We start from the raw sequence: 16,980 nt of genomic DNA on the forward strand, positions 1-16,980 counted from the left end.
GCTGAAATCGGCGGTGAAATTGCGGTTCACATGGTTCGCAACTGTTGGATTAATCCTTTTCTTTGCGCGTCCCATCCAATGAAAAAATGAATGTTTCTTCCTTAATTATCTATTTCGGGATGAAGCCTAAACTTGCAGATTCATATGATATCTTTCTCAAAAAAGGATTATTCCTATCAACACCACGTGCGCTTTTTGTTCTAAAACACATGACTCCTTCTATTGAAAATATTTTACATCTAGAACAAAAACTCAGTGGGCCCGTTGCGATTTGAACGCAAGTCACCACCACCCCAAGGTGGAAGGATAGCCAAACTACCCCACGGGCCCAAAGCGTGCTCACTGACATTCACAAGGTATTGAAATACTTATGTATACCAGAAAGACATGAGCAAAGATTTAATATAATTTATTGAATCAAGGCTCCATAATGGATATAGATTTTGTCGCTTTGCTTGGTTTTAGTGCAGGAATTATTACTTCTGTTGGTTTCATACCTCAGATTATACGTGGTTTTCGAACAAAAAAACTTGATGACGTCTCGTACTATATGCCGTTTGTTCTCTGTATTGGTATGACTCTTTGGCTGATTTATGGATTTCTTCTTTTACAGCCCCCGATTATCTATGCCAATAGCTTTGGTATCGGGTGTAACTGTTTACTTTTACTTTTGAAAAAATATTATTCTGCGAAAAAAATCTGTAAGAAAAATATATAAAGTACTGCCTTGTCTATTACCCTATCTACGAAAAATAAACAGGTATGAATAGAGGAACTGATATCAGGGAATTTCTATGTCACCATCCTCAAGACATATTTCGTCTCAAACACAGTACATAAATTCTTTTGAACGTGGTGTTATTTTTTTCAACAGAATCACCGCGAATGTATTCTGGAAAATTATGGATACTCTTGCCTATCAGAACCGAAAAATCGATGAAATTTATGAACGCATCATCGGTGCCGAATATGCTCGTGAATGTACCGTATTTCATCTGTCAGATCATACAAAAATTCTTCATATTGGATGTGGTGCATATCCTCTCACTGAAATTATCCTTGCACAGACAACAGACTTAGATATCGTTGGTATTGACAAAGACACAAACGCTGTTCACCATGCAAGAAACCTTCTTAAGAAAAAAAATCTTGACCATCGAATTGTTATAACAAATGGAAACGGACTTGATTATGCACTTACCGGATTCGATGTTATCATCGTATCCAGCTGTTCGTCGCCAAAAATAGATGTTCTCAACAACATTTTCTCCCGGGTATCCCCTGGAACAAGTATTATTGTACGAGAACTTGGCTCTGCATTAGACAGCATACTTAATCTCATTAAAAAAAATCCAAATCTCGAACTGTGTGGCAGAATTCATCATTTTAAACTATCAGTATTCGGGCCTATCGTCTGGAACTCATTACATCTGAAGAAAAAATAAAAGATCATACTTTTTTCATTCTTTATATTTTCAAAATAAGGTAAATTCAAGATGGAAACGAGCCATAATAACATTCATTGCACTCACTACCAGGATATTAGGAAATTTTCGTGTTTTAAACGTCACATTTGCAATACGTGCAAGGGTTTTATCAGGGGCATAAAAACGGTTTGATACCGATGCAGCACCCTGATACAACTCATCAGCGGTCATCAGTTTTGGCTGAAACACAACATGATGGAGATCATACAAGGTCCAATCTCTGGTGAGAATACGACCTTCGCTGTCGAGTTTTTTAAATAATCGTGTTATAGGAAATGGTGTTAAAATATTAAATTCAGCGGCATCCAAACCAAAATCAAATGCTTTCTGCAACGTCGCATCAAAAATAGCAGGCGTATCATGATCAAAACCAAACACAAAAGAACCAAAAACACTCATATGATTCGCATGGATCTTTTTCACCATTTTCTCATAGTTTTCCACACTGTATCCTTTATGAGCATCCTGCTTGAGCGAATCTTGACAAATTGATTCAAAACCAACACACCAAATCACACAGCCCGCATCGTAGGAGAGTTTCAACAGCTCATCGTCCTGGGCAAGCACCGGTGCACTGCCATACGCGATAAATTTTCGTTTCAACGGAATCATTGCTTTCAACAATGCTTTTGCATACTCACGGTTAATGGTAAGTGATGCATCATGGAGAAAAACGAGAAATTTCCGAGGCGTATTCTTGATTTCATCAACAATATGTTCAATGGGGCGGGCACGATACGTATTCCCATGAAGATGGGTAAGCGTACAGAATGAACAATAGTATGGGCACCCCCGAGATGGTGCAACCGCTGAAAACAATGGTTCCAATCTGAGTAGGTCACGTCGAGGTTGTGGAATTAGTTCAGGTGGCACTGGCTGCTCAGCACGATAAAACGGTTGTAACTTTCCTTTTTCAACATCAGCGATCACCTGTGGCCAGGTTGATTCAGCCTCCCCTATGACCACTGCATCGGCATGCTGCTTTGCCTCTTCAGGAAGTGCAGATGGATGGATACCACCGAGAACTACAGGGATTCCTTTTTTTCGATAAAATTCTGCGATTTCGTATGCTCGGAATGAGCTTGGTGTTACCGTTGATATCCCAACGAGATCAACTGGATCATTGATCAGAGGATTATCATATCGATCGTCAATGAGTCGAACACGATGATTTTGAGGTGTTGCCGCAGCGAGTTGCTGCAAGACAAGAATCGGATTTGAATTGAGTTTATATAAAAGTTGACTAGTCCATGAATGTCGATGATACATGTTTGCGTTGATAAGAAGAATATTCATAGCACGTCGCCAAAACAAACAGTCAGTAATTACAGGATTTATTTATTAGTTTCGCCGAATCAAAAGATAGGATTTAATCCCATCGATACGATCGTACGATGCTTTAATCTCAAGACTATTTGGGATCTGCTCTGTACCATAGAGACCATGGAGACGATCCCAGGTTGTCCGAAAGAGGATACAAGCATCTTTTTTCATCTGGTTGCTGAGATGTTCCAACACCTCTTTTTTCGGCTCAATTCCATGCGAAACAATAATGAAATCAAACGAGGAGACATCAAAATCTTTTCCATCTCCAACAACAATACGTATTGTATCTGAGAGCCGATGATCATTGATGATGTGTTGTGCATGTTCAACTGCATGCCTGTCTCGATCAATACCTGTGATGTTCCAACCACGTGTCTGTGCAAGCAACATACTTGTATGCGGAAAAGAACCACACCCGATATGTACTACAGATGCACCTGCTGGTAGCTGGATCATAGCAAATTCATCCAGCGTCATTTTTTTAAAGAAAACAAAATACAGCTGGGCAAGAATGCGATGGCGGGAAAGAAATTTTTCTAGCCATCGGATCAGACGATCCATGAATCGTTTCAAGGTTTTACTGTCTGCTTGTTTCACCAACACACATCCCATTTCTTTTTTTTCACATTGATACTTGTTGTGAACGATGTACCTTAGAAATAACAATCGGCGGCGGTGTTATTGTTCCCGGACGGACATTCAGTATAGCATCAACCTCGCGAATGGTTACTGAAACACCAGCTCCAAATTTCTGTTCAAATTGTTTTTTTAACTCAGCATAGATATCGTCAAGTTTTGGGCCAATACCTCGTTGCTGGTCATCAATTACCACAAGAATTTCAACATCATGAACGCTGTGTTGGACAATCTGGAATTGCTGGATTTTATCGGTATTGAACTGATGCATCACTTTATGAGGAATGCCGGTTATGGAAAACGGGGGAATCATCTCTCCACTGGGCAGTATAATCGCTTCAACCTGTCGACCACCAATCCCCTCTACAATCATGGTTTTAATCTCGCAGGTCGTAGATTGATTTGAGGGAATAATAAAATCACTTAGACCGGTGTATCTGATAATTGGCGTCCCCCGACCAAATAACCGCGTGACAACAATATTTCCACCGTCTCCTGAACGCGCTTCTTTTTCTTTCGGGTCGAGAAATTCGAGATATGCAAAATCAGTGTTGACATGGTAGTGGCCTTGTTTGCATTGAAAGGCAATCGGGCTGCATTCTGTTGCACCATACATGTCGAAGAGTTTTGCACCAAAGGTTTTTTCTAGGTATTCACGGGTGTATTCATCGACGACAGCACCTGATGTTGCTAGAGCCCGCGGTCTGAGGTTTTCAGCCATTCCTTTCCGTTTTAAAATCGCAAGAATTTTAAGATTCCCTGGATACCCACCAATGAAGTCAGGTTGAAACGCCTCGAGTTGTTTGATCATCTGTTCGTGATTATCACTCACGTGAAATACTTTCATGTTTTCTAATGAAAAAAACAGTTTCAAATTCGGCATCGCCGTTCGCGAAAAATACGCATATTCTGCACTGTCTGGCGATAAATCAGCAATCAATGCAAGACGATCTTTCCTCCAGCTGATATCATGTTCGCGGAGAATTCTGATAAAACCAATAAACGTATGAAAAACGGTATACGGATCACTATAAAGCGTAACCGGTTTACCCGTAGATCCTGAGGTACAAACCATTGAATAGTTTTTTGGATCAGCACCTTTTGGAAGTAACACTTCTGCAGTTTTTCCCCGGAAATCTTTTTTCGATACTAAGGGGAGTTTGTGGATGTCATTAACACCGCGGATATCCTGGGGATGGATACCTGCTTGTCGGTATTTTTCATGGTACAACGGAACCGTATAGGCAAAGCGGACAACCTGGCGGAGCATTTTATCCTGATAGCGTTGTAGTTCAGCAGGAGTGCAACGCCAGACTCGGTTAACATCAAACAGATAGCTTTTTGCAAGTCTACCAAGAAACAAGGGATTAAGCAAAGGATTCATGCATGTTCGAAATACAGTAAGCTTCTTAAATGTATGGCACTTCAACGATACACATTTCAATACCTCTCGTGATTCGTTATAACATTCATCAGAAATATAATAGATCATGAGTTATGAAGAGGTGAAAACGTCATATGAAATTTGAAAACAAAGGAATGTTCGGGCCATTTACAATCCTAACCTGTGTTATAACCGGCGCGCTCTTTCCTCTATTAGGTGCACTCATTGCAGTTAACATCGGAGCAGTACAAACACTCTATGTTGAAGGTGTAGTACTCTGTATGCTTGGCGGTTTTATCGCACATTGGTTATTATCTCATGCAGTTCATGATCTGATCCATATGAAAATCGAAGAACGGCAGACCGTTTCACGACGAAGTTTAAAAATCATTCTGGTTGTTTCAGCAGTTGTTCTCTTATTCATTGCCTTGTATCTTACCTGGCAGCGTGGTTGGCCGGTGATGGTTTTTGCAATTATCGGTTTTATCGTCAGTATGTATGCCGAAGGGCTTATCCATCATGAATCACAAATGGCGTTCGGCGCGATGTTTCTCGTCCTTGGTTCGTTTTATGTACAAACAGCCTCCTTAGAACTGCCGATAGTATCGTGGTTGAAAATCCTCATGATTGCATTGTTTTCATTTTTCTCACAGTACGGCTGGCTGCTTTTCTACCGACTTGATGATTACAACTGGAGCATCAAAGTAAAAAATAGAAGTATTCTCATCACCAAAACCGGTTTGATCTTTCTCATCATCTACTTTTTCATTTAAACTACTGTTGTTCACCATGCAAAATCTCGTTTGTAATATCGTCGAAATGACAGATTTGTCATCGCAGGCATCAACCCGGCAATCCTTTTTGTGATTAACATACTGCGAACCATCCTTGGAAGAATCTTATCAACTGCATAAAACTGACGAGCAACATGTCGTGCACCACTATACAGTTCATCAACCGTCATCTGTTTCGGCTGAAACACAACATCAACCTGATTATACTGTGACCAATCCTTCGTCAAAATACGACCCTCCCGTTCGAGACGTTCAAACAACGGTGTCCCAGGATAGGGTGTAAGAATATTGACTTCAACGACATCCAGCTCCCATTCATACATCTTTTCAAGCGTCGCATCAAAAATATCAGGGGTATCTTGATCGAAACCAAAGATAATGCCTCCCTGTACCGTCATGCCATGATCATGAACCCGTTTAATCATCTTTTTAAAATCCTCAACCGTATTCACTGTTTTTTTAATACCATTCAGTGCTGCTTGACTGACTGATTCAAACCCAACAAACCACTCAGCACAACCAGCTCGTCTTGCAAGATTTAAAAAATCCTCATCAATTTTACCAAGCACGTTAGCATTCCCATTAGCAACCCATGACTTGTTGATTTTCTGACGGATCATCTCCTGAAACAATTCACGAGCGTATTTCGGGTTCACGGTAAGACTAGGGTCATGGATAATGAAGAATCGATTCGGCATAGCACGGATCTCATCAACCACATTTTGAACCGGACGTTGTTTTACGCCATGTTTGCAGAAACTTGCAATCGCGCAAAACTCACATTGATTTGGGCATCCTCGTGTTGTCTGAACAGCACCAAGAATCGGATTATGTTTTATAAGATCACGGCGAATCCCTGGAACAGCAGCCATATCAAAATCAGGTTTTGGACCATACCGCGGTTTGAGTTTACCTTGTTCTGCATCAGCAAGAACATCAACCCATACTCCTTCTGCTTCACCTAGAACCACACTATCTGCATGTACTGCTGCCTCATCAGGAAGCGCCGTTGGATGATATCCTCCGAGAACTACTTTTTTTCCATGACTGCGGAACTCATCTGCAAGCTGATACGCCCGCGGTGCGGTCATCGTGTAGCTGGTGATACCAACAAGATCAGCATCAATGCTGAAATCAACTGGTTCATAATTTTCATCAACAATAGAAACCGTGTGGTTTTTTGGGGTTAATGCAGCAAGATGCGGCAGCGTAATAATCGGATATCCAAAAAGAATCGAACTCCATGAGCCACGATCTTTATAGGTTGCAACACCGTGTTCAATCCGGGGAAAGACCAAGACAATCTTCATATCCTACATTCTCGAACTAATAGTTTCATCTCATCTTTTTGAGTTGTATCATTCAATTCATCAGGTCATCTATCGTGGGAGTTTTCGTTCAGACGGACCAACATAGTCATAGTCAATGGTAAACATCTCACGCATCGGTTTCTCCATAGTCTGCTCCTCATACACCTGCGCAACCAATCCTGCCACTCTACCGAGGACAAAAAATGCTTTTCCAAGACGCCAATCAAAGCCCATATCAGAAATAATTGCAGCTATTGCTCCATCAACATTAATCGGTAGTTGTTTACCTGTGGTTTTTTCTAGTTCAGATTCAATTGCCTGTGCAAGATGGACGTGATCAGCTGCGATACCGTTCTGCTCTGCAAGTATGAATAGTTTTTTTGTTCGAGGATCAGCAGTATGAATCCGATGACCAAAACCAGGGATGCGTTTCTTCTCCTGAACTGATTTCTGAACAATACTGCATGCTATTTCAGGAATCGTTTTGTTTTCATTGTTCTTTTGAGCAACACCATTCTGGAGAAGCAATGCTGCTTTTTCAATTGCGCCACCGTGAGCATCACCAATCGACAGAACCCCTGCAGCAACCGCGGTTGGCAACGGAACACCTCCTGAAGCAACTGTTCGTGCAGCAATCGACGATGGTGGTGTAACCCCATGATCAACACATGCAGTAAGGATCGCATCCATCATCATACCCTGTTCTGGTGTAGGAAGTGCATCTTTTAATAATAGATAGACAACATGCGCGAACGGAACTGTTCCAATAAGATCTTCTTGGCGATACCCTTTTGTCACAATATGATTCGGCTCAATCTTCGTAATGCTTGTTTTCCATTTCGTCATTTTTTCATCTCTTCAACCTTATAAATGACATCAAGAACTGTTCCGTCGAACCATTTCACAATTCCAACTAATTCTTTTCCGTATTTTAACTCAGATGGTTTTCCGGTTACAGCATATGCCTTCTCTTTTAAATCTTCGATAGTCACAAGGTCAAGTGTTTTTTTCACTTGCGACAGTAAATCTCTCCGTTGAGGATTTAATGCAATACCATCGTTCGTCACCACCGCATCAACTACCATTCCGGGTGTTGAAACGGTTGTCACGCTTTCTCTGATGATCGGATTTGTTTTTCTATAAATCGGAGTTGTAATAATCGTGAGATGTGCTCCTGCAGCAGTATCCTGATGACCACCAATACCATGCAGTAATCGACCATCGCTATGGGTGTTCACATTCACATTAAAAGCAACATCAACTTCAGTTGCCCCAAGAATCACCGAATCAAGTCCATCAACGGTTCGTCCTTTTGACGTTGGATCAGCATAATGACCAATATCAGCAGGAAGACCAGGTTGTTCTTGAATGAATTTGATTGACTCGGTGTCAAAAACCTGTGAGTAATAAATATTCTTAACTAATCCTTTTTTATAAATATCAATAATATATTTTGTTAAACCACCGGTTGCACAGGCAGCAACCACGTTTTTTTCCTCGAGTCGCTCACCGAGATATTTCAACGCGGCAAGTGAAGTACCACCAGCGCCTGCTTGAAAAATCATACCATTTTTAATCAATCCTGCAGCATCCATCAAGTCAATGCAGTCACGAGCTGTTTTCAGCTTGTCAGGCTCATCAGTAATCTTCAGTGAACCAGAGATAATTTTTTCAGGATCACCAATACGGTCAATCTGTACTACACAGTCAACATCTCGTTCTTGGATTTCTTGATATGGACAAGGATACTCAACAAGAGTATCGGTCACAACAATTACTTTTTTTGCATGCTGTGCATCAATTTGTGAATATGAAATCGGACCAAATGCACTTTTTCCAATCATTCCTGTGCAGTTCCCTTGTTCGTCAGCAGCTGATGCTGCAATCACTGCAATGTCAATAGTCAATTCACCGGTTTTTACTGCAGCCCATCGACCGCCGTGTGAACGGAGAATAACTGGTGATGGTAATGGGTTTTTTGAAACATAATCTCCAACAGCACCATTCAAACTTCCTTCGATCCGAGTGACGATTCCTTCTTTGATATAGTCAATGACTGGATTGTGGACGTCAAACATCGCGGTTTGCGCAAGTCGAATGTTTTTAACATGTAACTCTCGAACAGCTTCAAGGGTCTGATTGACTACAAAGTCTCCATTGCGGAGTTGATGATGAAATGAAAGGGTACAACCATCCTTTACACCACATTTTTTCAACGCAGCCGATAGAGTTGATACAAGTTTTGATTCAAAGCGATATTTCTGTGCACCGGTAAATGGCTTGAGTTGTTGACCCTGGATAGTAACTGGGATGATCCGGCCAACGGCGTTTTTCTTGGTCATGCGGTCATCAACCTTTTTTTAATATCAAAATCAATGAAATCACAATGGTGGACAATGATTGCCTCAGGCGTTCGATTCATGGTGTCTCCTTCATGGGAATGAGCAGCAATAATATGAACAACGCTCTCAGGCAATCCGCATTCTTGAGCAAGTTGTGCCCCTGATGCTGGATGACGCATTTTTTCAGCGAGCGAACTTTTCACAATCTTCCCGTTTTTGAGTTCATATTCTAACAATTTTCCTACATCATGAAGTAATGCACCGGCGACGAGAACATCTTTGTTCAAAGGTTCACTTCTGGTCTGTGCTGCAGCCCATACCAGCTGGGTCATCCGTTTTGTATGATCAACAAGAAGTCCTGAGTTTTCAAAAAGAAGCGTAAACGGAATCTGATCTATGTGATGCCATCGGCCTTTTTCAGCAGCTTTTTGCCAGGTTTCGACAACTTTTTCCCGGAGTTTTTTATCATGAATCCATTGGAGTTCAGGAAAACATGCTTCGATATCTTTCTTCTGTATCATCTTTAATGTCCTCCGAAAGGTACTATTCATGTTTTTTTTCGTAATACTTCCGCTCGGTTATATGTGTTATGGTGGTACGTAAAATTCTCGATAAGAACTGTACGGAAAACTATTTATACATAATAATAAGACACAGTATATAAAAATCAGTATCTGGTGGAGAATGAACCTTCGATTACAAAAAATAGATGCCCTTATCGTGGCAACCCTGATTATCATATCAGGTCTTTTTTTCTATAAAGCAGGGTATATTGAACCGATTGTTCCTTCTCCTCCACACGAGGTTCCTTCTCTTCCAGATACTCAAACAAATCTCTCTCAAGAAGAACTGCCGCTGCCACCAACATCGATTATCACAGCAACAAGGCGTGATGTATCGCCAACCGACGAAGGTGTTCACTATGATGAAATTCGAATTGAACGAGAATGGTGGTACTATGGTGCTGTCTTCACCTCAGAAAGAAGTGAACTTAAGGACTGGGTACTCCACATCAGTTTCAACCATCTCGCCTACGGTGACCTTCTCGGAACGAACAAACCAGACCTCCTTGTCGTTTCGCTCCACAGTCCAACAGGTGAGAACTATGGCGGAATGATCAACAAAAAACGATATGCAGGAATCATCAATACAGGAACGCTGATTGCAACAGCACCAGGTGTCAATATCGAATTTGAAAAATCATGGGCAGAAGGGCAATACCCCAGCTGGCACGTTCATGTGGAGGATCGAGATATCGATCAAGATCATGAGATTGTTATTGATCTCGATTACCATGCACCATCGTTACCTGTTTGGACACTCGGAAGTCGGGCGTTTGATAAATCAGAAAGTAAAATCGCAAGCTACGTGTATCTTGGCTGTACGGTTTCTGGAACCGTCATCATAGATGAAAAGAAATACTCGGTTGCAGGTATCGGTCATCATGAGCACGCCTGGACGCCGAACGCAGTCACACGAGGATTCATCAACGGTTGGGACTGGTTCACCATAGCCATGGATAACGGATGGCAACTCTACCTTACCAACTATTATCCAGCACCTCAGGTCATTACCAGTAAAACCACTCGACTCAATCCCTTCGGTAGCCTGTTACTGACTACCGACAATGGACAAACGATTACGGAACTGAAAAATATTGATTTCACGATTACTCGATATGAAGAAAAAATCTTCCCACTGGTTAAAATGCCTGCTGATTTCACAATCATTGGAAAACCAAGCATCAACCCACTCTATTTCGTCAGTCAATCGTTACTCTTTGGATCAAACATCCATCTTTCTATAGACATATCAACTACTACATCAATTGACACGGTCTGGAAATTTCCAACGTATGTCGGTATGAAAACCGGATCGTGCCGTATACAAGGTATGTTATCCTGGTCTGATACAGCAGGTGATCATCAGATACAACTGACAGGAATAGGAACATCTTGGAGTATGCGTGCCTTATTGTAAAACATCAGTGTTTCTTTAGTATCTCGACAACTCCATGATCAGCATCAACCAAAACATGGTCACCATCATGAATCTGATCAATATCAATCTTATCAACACAGGGGATGCCCGCAAGAATCACCCCAGTTGCGACGATGGTTTCTGTTTCTTTATTGATAATCGCTTTTGGAGCAACACCGTTCTTCTGCAATCCATAAATCACATAGGAGCCAACGGTTGATCCTTTGCCGCAGGGAAACACGAGAATTCTATCTTTTACGCATTTTCCTTCTAAAGGATGACCTTTTTCAATTACAACCCCGGTTTTGATGTTGATACACCCATAGAAACCAACTGGCTCTCGTGATACCAATGCAGTTCCTTTGACGTTTCCTGGTGAAATCATCCGTCCGTTCATTGTATCACCTCAAGCAGTTTGTTTATACGAGCAAAGACGACTTGTTGTTTACAAAAACCAGGCAGATAATTTGCTGCTTTTCCTGAGTCAACACCGGTTGTGGTGAATCCCATCTCTTCAATTGGTGATACGACCATGCAGGTGTCGGCAACGATACGTCCACCTGCTGTTTCTATCATCTGGGTGTATCCCATGCGATCAGCAGCTTCCTTCATCATCCGAGATGTACAAATCCACACCGGTTTCTTTAAACGTTTCCCTTTTACCTTTTCGGCAAGCATCCCGATTTCTCGAAGTGATGCATGTGGACAGCCAAGAATCACGATATCTGGCTGTGTTCCCGTTGACAGTTTCGCATAAGTTTCATCGAGCTCTTTTTTTCCAACTGATACTGTTTCAAGACCTTTGGTTTCAACAAGATCTGCCTCAGGAGTCAAACCTTCAACATGATACAGCGCAACAGCACCTGATGCAGCCATAGCAGCACCCAATGCTTTAAGCTGATCAGTATCAGCATCTTTTATTCCGGTAAAAAACGGTATCTTATTTTTCACAAGTTTACCGACGTGATACCCAAGCGCACCAAAATCTGAACAAAATTCAAGCGCCGTATCAACCTTGATTTTCATATGAGGTTGGCGTTCTTCCCAAAGATGAAAACCATAATTTGGAGTCCGGCCAACCAGCGCAGCAGCAAGAGCCGACGGTCCTCCCTCGCGGTTCGTCCGAGCACCAATCACTGAGTTAGAAAAAGAAACAGCTGATGATTCAGACCACGCAATATGCTCACGAAACCGTGGAAGATTACCAGCAAGATATGGTGTACAGGTTGACGTAATCACAATCCCCATTTTTTTAAACGCATCAATAATTCTCAGTTGATTTTTTGCAAAATCTTTCGGAAAACCAATCTTTTCCCAATCCTCAAGATCCATACCTGCGGGATTCAAAAACGTAAGAACCTTGACTTTAGCATTTTTCGAAGCGATATCTTCTAAAAACTCAGTTCCTGGTTCTTCAATTGATTTATACGATACACCAGCAACCTGCACTGATCCAACTGGAATCATTTTATCAGCATTATAGATTTCTCCAAGACGAACTAAAAGACGAAGCATGCGTTCAGCAACTTCTCCATGTTCGCCATTCAGGATTTTTTCCTCTTCTTGTGTGAGATACATAACAACTCCCTCATTAAGTACGTACAGTTATGTGATAGGTTTATTTTAGTGTTTTTCTAATACATAGGTATTGTTCGAATTTTTTCCAAATGTTCGAAATTTTTTTCATAAATTATTTATTAAATATTTTGCTAAACTATAGAATGATACTAATGATACTAATGAGACGAGGAAAAATTAAAATTTTAAGGAAAACACATATATCGTTAATAATATCACTACTACTTATTATTTTAAATGCATCTGTTTGGGGTCAAACAATTGAAATAAGAACACATCCTATATCTTATGATAATGATGAAGATTTAAAAAATTCAATTCTTTATGAAGAATCAATCACACAAACTTTTTCATATCCTTCTCATTTGCCTATTTATGATTATACAATTGTTAACATTGCGTCGGCAGATTTTATTGCCGGATTAAATGATATCGGGCAGGTAGTTGGAAAGTATTCTAATCATGCATGCCTTTGGAATTCTGTTCAAGATAATCCAACTCGCATTGATTTGGGAACACTTGGTGGTTCAACAAGTGAAGCATATCAGATCAACAATAAAGGAGTAATCATTGGACTATCACAAATACCTCCCTTTTATAAACGTGCTTTTGTTGTTAATCCAGAAGATACCAACAATGATGGAATGCCTGATGTTTGGTATCGAGATAGTAATGGTGATGGAAAAAATGATTTAATGCAGAATCTTGGTTTCATTAGATTTAATTATGATGGATCAATACCATGGGCAATTACTGCCTATGATATTAATGATCATGGAGAAATAGTAGGAAAACAACACTATTGGAAAGGTAGTAGTACACAAGCGAGTCTCGCATTTAAGGTTTCTCCGATAGATTCTGATTTGGATGGAAACCCAGATATCTGGTATCAAGATAGTAATGGTGATGGAAAAAATGATTTAATGCAGGAACTCCCTGCTTTAGGGCTTGATCCTTTTAATTCAAATATTTACCGAGATTGTGCAATGGCACGTTCAATCAACAATGCTGGAATTATTGTCGGTTCATCGTTTGTTGATTATGGATCTTGTTATGACCGGGCAGTATATTGGGATCAGAATGGTGTCCATGATCTTGGTTCATGGGTTCTTGATGGGGTATCGGTTGCATATGCAATCAATGATCAAAATCAGATTGTTGGTTATTCACAGGTTTACTATACTCAATCAGATACTAGAACATCAAGTGCTTTTCTCTGGGATCAAGAAAACGGCATGATTGATTTAGGAGTCCTCCAACGAGAAAGTGGAACAATAACAACCTGTGATAGTGTTGGTTTTGATATTAACAATAAAGGTCAAATTATTGGTCTCTGTACTGTTGGAGATGATGTACGAACTCTATATTATTTTCTTTTGATTCCACTTGATACAAACCAAGACGGGCATCCAGATACTTGGTATTCCAATAGTAGCGGCCTCCCTCAAATGTTAGGCATCAATGATTTAATGATTAAGATACAACATGTGCCAGGTCTTTCAATACTCTATTCTGTGTTTTACCTTAATAACAAGATGCAGATGACTGGCACCTATACATCTTATGATGCAGTTTATTATTGTGTACTCATTCCGCATAAACTAGGGGATGTTAATCATGACGATGTAGTAAATTTTGATGATATTGATCCCTTTGTAGCAGCTATTGGAACAACAGAATATACTTTTCAAATGCTTTATCCATCGTGGAGATGGCATGCAGCTGATTGCAATAGGGATGGTTTTGTTGATTTTGCTGATATTGATCTATTTATTGGATTACTCTGTAATAATTAAAAAAATACTTAGTACTTATTGTTTATGCTCAATGAAAATGAACATAGTATGATTTTTTCGAATTTTTTCCAAACGTTCGATTTTTTTTCAAGAAGATATTTATACAAAAAATAGGATGAAAATAATGGTAAAAAAAATTTTATCTGTTAGGGGGAAAATAATACAAGATTCCAGCAAACCAGGTATGTACTGATAGATAAAATTTTTAGAAACAATAAAAATCCTGGAGGAAAAATAAGATGAAAACAAAAATAACAACACTACTTTTAGGGCTAGTACTAATCGCTACAACAATAGCAGTAGCAGGAACACAAAAATATAATCAATTGATTGAACCAGAAACCACACTTACTGATTGGTGGCCAATGTATCATCATGATTTAGCAAATCTTGGAGTATCAGGCTCTGCAACAGCACCAACAAATCTAACACAATGGGCTGTACCAATAAACACCTCAGCAGATTTTGATTCATCACCAGCTGTGTATAATGGTAAGGTCTATTTCGGATCAAATGATGGAAATCTCTACTGTGTAAACAGTGCTGATGGTTCAATGGTGTGGAGCTCTAGAACCGATGGTTTTATTACGTCATCACCAGCAGTAGCTGATGGAAAAGTATACGTTGGTTCTTATGATGCCAAGGTTTACTGTTTTGATGCACTCACTGGGACAAAGATATGGGAGTATACCACTGGTGCCTCTATTCAATACTCCTCACCTGCAGTATTCAATAATCGAGTCTACATAGGATCATTTGATAATAAAATCTACTGCCTTAATGCTACTGGAAACGGTGATGGTACTACAACAAAAATCTGGGATTACACAACGGGTGGACAGATTTATTCATCACCTGCTGTTGTTGATAATAAGGTTTATATTGGGTCCAATGATGGAAAAGTGTATTGTCTTGATGCAGTGACTGGAGTAAAGATTTGGCATTATACCACTGGAGGTGCTGTTCGATCTTCACCAACGATTGCTAATGCTAAAGTCTATTTCTTTTCTAACGACAATTATGCATATTGTGTGGATGCCATTGGATCAGGTGGATCAACAGCATTAATCTGGAAATATTTAGTTAGTGATTCTCGATGTCGACATGCACCAGCATTCTACAATGGTGATATGTTTTTTAGCACCAAAGGAAATCTGTATTGTCTTGATGGAAATGGTAATGGTGATGGAACAACTACTGAACATTGGGTTCAACCAATATCAGTTATGGGGCTTCTCCATTACTCAGCACCAGCGATTGCAGCAGGAAAAATCTATGCAGCAGCACCTGATGGAACAATTTCTTGTTTTGATGCAGTGACCGGTGAGTTTTTCTGGAAGATAACACTTGCAACAAAAATCTGGTCCTCACCCGCGATTGTTGATGGTTTCCTCTATGTCACCACTCCTGGTGCAAAGAATATTGTATGTCTTGGAAGAATCAATTTTGCACCACCAAAACCAGTAACACCAACCGGTGAACTCAATCCAGTTGTCCTCAAAGAATATACCTATACATCACAACCTGTTATTGACCCAGATGGTGATACTGTTCAGTATCAATTCGACTGGCATGCAGGAGGGTACCATATCTACAGTGAATGGTTACCAACACCTCAAGCAGCTTTTGCTTGGTGGAACCTAGGACAATATCAAATAAAAATCCGTGCACGTGACCCGTATTTCACGACACCATGGTCAGATCCACTCACCATCACAGTTATTAATAATGCGCCACATGCACCAACAATAACTGCACCTGACAAAGGAGCGGTAACCAAAGAATATGATTTTACTTTTGCAAGCCAAGATCCTGACAATCATCAAGTAACCTATCAGGTTAACTGGGGAGATGGATCCGCAGTTGATATCTTTGGCCCGTATAACTCAGGGCAAAGCATAACCGTGAAACATAAATGGAATATTGCCGGAACATATACAGTTATCATCAATGCAACTGATAGCTATTATACCAGTCAAAACAGCAATCATGTGATTACTATAAAAAATGTCGAACTTGAAATCGGAGAAATAACCGGTGGTTTGTTCAAAGTCTCAGCTCCTATCAAAAATAGTATTGATGTACCAGCAGATGCAATAAATGTGAAATGGAATATCACCCTGAGTGGTGGAGCTTTCATCTTCAAAGGAAAGGAAGCATCAGGAACCATAACATCACTTCCATCAGGAGACACGACACTTGCTCTTGACAAACCAATCTTTGGTTTTGGTGTTTGTACAATAACAGTTCGAGCAAAAGCAGACAACACTGAAGAAATACAAAAAGAAGCAGATGGATTTATTTTCCTCTTCTGGGTTTCAATCAAAAACCAGTAGACCTCCATCAT

The 16,980-nt window shown here is 40.3% G+C and carries 15 protein-coding genes and 1 tRNA gene; 6 read left to right on the forward strand and 10 right to left on the reverse strand.

Annotated features, from left to right (window positions below; genetic code table 11):
- Positions 1–256: 256 nt before the first annotated feature.
- Positions 257–330: transfer RNA gene (locus QXL17_03930), tRNA-Pro, on the reverse strand.
- A gap of 100 nt (positions 331–430) precedes the next feature.
- On the opposite strand from QXL17_03930, the gene QXL17_03935 reads away from it, so the two are divergent.
- Together QXL17_03935 and QXL17_03940 are read left to right on the forward strand one after the other, a co-directional pair.
- Positions 431–718 (forward strand): SemiSWEET family transporter, encoded by a 288-nt coding sequence (locus tag QXL17_03935; GenBank protein ID MEM4258285.1) that lies wholly within the window; start codon positions 431–433, stop codon positions 716–718.
- A 184-nt stretch (positions 719–902) separates the two neighbouring features.
- A complete protein-coding gene (locus QXL17_03940; protein MEM4258286.1) occupies positions 903–1,445 on the forward strand; it encodes a class I SAM-dependent methyltransferase in 543 nt (180 codons plus the stop codon).
- Positions 1,446–1,475: 30 nt separating this feature from the next.
- On the opposite strand, the gene QXL17_03945 is transcribed toward QXL17_03940, so the two are convergent.
- From QXL17_03945 to QXL17_03955, 3 genes are read right to left on the reverse strand one after another with little or no spacing between them, the layout of a single operon-like run.
- Complete coding sequence (locus QXL17_03945; GenBank protein MEM4258287.1) at positions 1,476–2,783, reverse strand: radical SAM protein; 1,308 nt, start codon at positions 2,781–2,783, stop codon at positions 1,476–1,478.
- Between the two features lie 45 nt (positions 2,784–2,828).
- The gene (locus tag QXL17_03950) at positions 2,829–3,425 is read right to left on the reverse strand and encodes a class I SAM-dependent methyltransferase (GenBank protein ID MEM4258288.1); all 597 of its coding nucleotides are present in this window, start codon (positions 3,423–3,425) and stop codon (positions 2,829–2,831) included.
- Between the two features lie 10 nt (positions 3,426–3,435).
- Positions 3,436–4,833, reverse strand: coding sequence for a hypothetical protein (locus tag QXL17_03955; GenBank protein MEM4258289.1), 1,398 nt, complete (start codon positions 4,831–4,833; stop codon positions 3,436–3,438).
- Between the two features lie 134 nt (positions 4,834–4,967).
- Between QXL17_03955 and QXL17_03960 the strand changes: the two genes are divergently transcribed.
- Complete coding sequence (locus QXL17_03960) at positions 4,968–5,606, forward strand: hypothetical protein (protein ID MEM4258290.1); 639 nt, start codon at positions 4,968–4,970, stop codon at positions 5,604–5,606.
- 11 nt (positions 5,607–5,617) lie between these two features.
- Here QXL17_03960 and QXL17_03965 read toward each other — a convergent pair whose 3' ends face one another.
- The 4 genes from QXL17_03965 to QXL17_03980 all read right to left on the reverse strand — a co-directional run bounded on the left by QXL17_03965 (position 5,618) and on the right by QXL17_03980 (position 9,800).
- Complete coding sequence (locus QXL17_03965; GenBank protein ID MEM4258291.1) at positions 5,618–6,937, reverse strand: radical SAM protein; 1,320 nt, start codon at positions 6,935–6,937, stop codon at positions 5,618–5,620.
- A gap of 69 nt (positions 6,938–7,006) precedes the next feature.
- Positions 7,007–7,783 (reverse strand): citryl-CoA lyase, encoded by a 777-nt coding sequence (locus tag QXL17_03970; GenBank protein ID MEM4258292.1) that lies wholly within the window; start codon positions 7,781–7,783, stop codon positions 7,007–7,009.
- Positions 7,780–9,279, reverse strand: coding sequence for a citrate lyase subunit alpha (gene citF / locus QXL17_03975; protein MEM4258293.1), 1,500 nt, complete (start codon positions 9,277–9,279; stop codon positions 7,780–7,782). Before citF ends, QXL17_03970 begins: the two co-directional genes overlap by 4 nt.
- Positions 9,276–9,800 (reverse strand): HD domain-containing protein, encoded by a 525-nt coding sequence (locus QXL17_03980; protein MEM4258294.1) that lies wholly within the window; start codon positions 9,798–9,800, stop codon positions 9,276–9,278. The genes citF and QXL17_03980 overlap by 4 nt, the downstream gene beginning before the upstream one ends.
- A 163-nt stretch (positions 9,801–9,963) precedes the next feature.
- On the opposite strand from QXL17_03980, the gene QXL17_03985 reads away from it, so the two are divergent.
- Complete coding sequence (locus tag QXL17_03985) at positions 9,964–11,259, forward strand: hypothetical protein (GenBank protein MEM4258295.1); 1,296 nt, start codon at positions 9,964–9,966, stop codon at positions 11,257–11,259.
- A 4-nt stretch (positions 11,260–11,263) separates the two neighbouring features.
- On the opposite strand, the gene QXL17_03990 is transcribed toward QXL17_03985, so the two are convergent.
- Both QXL17_03990 and QXL17_03995 read right to left on the reverse strand, forming a co-directional pair.
- Positions 11,264–11,656, reverse strand: a complete 393-nt coding sequence (locus tag QXL17_03990) for a DUF126 domain-containing protein (protein ID MEM4258296.1) — start codon at positions 11,654–11,656, stop codon at positions 11,264–11,266.
- On the reverse strand, positions 11,653–12,837 hold the full coding sequence (locus QXL17_03995) for an aconitase X catalytic domain-containing protein (protein MEM4258297.1): 1,185 nt from the start codon (positions 12,835–12,837) through the stop codon (positions 11,653–11,655). The genes QXL17_03990 and QXL17_03995 overlap by 4 nt, the downstream gene beginning before the upstream one ends.
- A 161-nt stretch (positions 12,838–12,998) precedes the next feature.
- Here QXL17_03995 and QXL17_04000 point away from each other — a divergent pair, with 161 nt between their 5' ends.
- Both QXL17_04000 and QXL17_04005 read left to right on the forward strand, forming a co-directional pair.
- A complete protein-coding gene (locus QXL17_04000; GenBank protein ID MEM4258298.1) occupies positions 12,999–14,633 on the forward strand; it encodes a DUF3466 family protein in 1,635 nt (544 codons plus the stop codon).
- 239 nt (positions 14,634–14,872) lie between these two features.
- On the forward strand, positions 14,873–16,969 hold the full coding sequence (locus QXL17_04005) for a PQQ-binding-like beta-propeller repeat protein (GenBank protein MEM4258299.1): 2,097 nt from the start codon (positions 14,873–14,875) through the stop codon (positions 16,967–16,969).
- Positions 16,970–16,980 lie beyond the last annotated feature (11 nt).

The organism is Candidatus Thermoplasmatota archaeon (assembly GCA_038884455.1).
Lineage (GTDB): Archaea > Thermoplasmatota > E2 > DHVEG-1 > DHVEG-1 > JAWABU01.